Genomic DNA, 1,067 nt, shown 5'->3' with positions numbered 1-1,067 from the left:
CAAATTACTTATAAACTCTTTATGACTACATCTCTCATTTTATTATCCTTTGCAGTATTGATTTATTTAACTTTATACTTCTTTCTTCCGACGTTTTATGAGCAATATAAAACAGATCAACTTCAAACAGGGATAAACGAAATCATTGATAAATCTAAAAATCTTATGTTTCAAGATGCGATACCACTTTTTGATGAATACGCCAAAAAAAATAATGCGATGCTTTATCTTCAAAATAAAGAAGGAGTAATTATTTACTCTCCTTCATTTTCTTTTATTCAAAGTGGTACGCAAAAAACAGTAGTTACTAAAGCAACACGATTCGAGAATGCAAGTACCCTTAGCAATTCATATAACGTTACGAAACCAATTCAATTTCAAGATGGTAGTTTAACGCTTATAGTGTTTGCTACATTTCAACCGATTGATGAAGCTTCACAGGTTTTAGTACGCTTTCTCCCCTATATTAGTATCATTGTGCTCGTTATTGGTATAGGAAGTGCTTATTTTTATTCCAGGTTTATTACAAAGCCACTTATTTATATTAATGAAGGTGCACAAAAGATGGCAAATTTAGATTTCTCCGAAAAAATTGAGGTTCGCTCTACAGATGAGTTAGGAGAATTATCTAATAGTTTGAATGACATGTCTATTAACTTGCAACAAGCTATGTTTGATTTGAAAAAAGCAAATGAACAATTAAAAAATGATATTGAAAAAGAAAGAGAAATAGAAACAAAACGCAGAGAGTTTTTTGCGATTGTAGCACATGAATTAAAGTCCCCTCTTACTGTAATGAAAGGATACTTAGAAGGAATGATATACAATATTGGCCCTTATCAAAATCGCGATCAATATTTAAAGAAAAATCATCAAATTATTGAAAGTATGGAACAATTAGTTCGTGAAATTTTAAGCGTATCGAAATTAGAACAACACACCTTCAAACTAAAAGTAGAGGAAGTTAATCCTTCAAAGTTAATAGGTGCAATCACAAAAGATCTCGAATTTTTTGCTTCTCAAAAAAGCATTGAAATAATAAAAGAAATTGATTCTGACCTTTCTAT

At 30.3% G+C, this 1,067-nt stretch carries 1 protein-coding gene; it reads left to right on the top strand.

Features of this window, described 5'->3' with window-relative positions; all coding sequences use genetic code 11:
* Positions 1 to 1,067: histidine kinase dimerization/phospho-acceptor domain-containing protein (locus ACQGS6_RS29195; protein ID WP_426966086.1), on the top strand; the 1,067-nt coding region annotated here is incomplete at both ends.

Source organism: Bacillus sp. GMs2/2, from assembly GCF_050172095.1.
Lineage (GTDB): Bacteria > Bacillota > Bacilli > Bacillales > Bacillaceae_G > Bacillus_A > Bacillus_A cereus.
The sequence above is the reverse complement of the archived record's forward strand: the minus strand, read 5'-3'. Positions and strand labels throughout refer to the sequence as shown.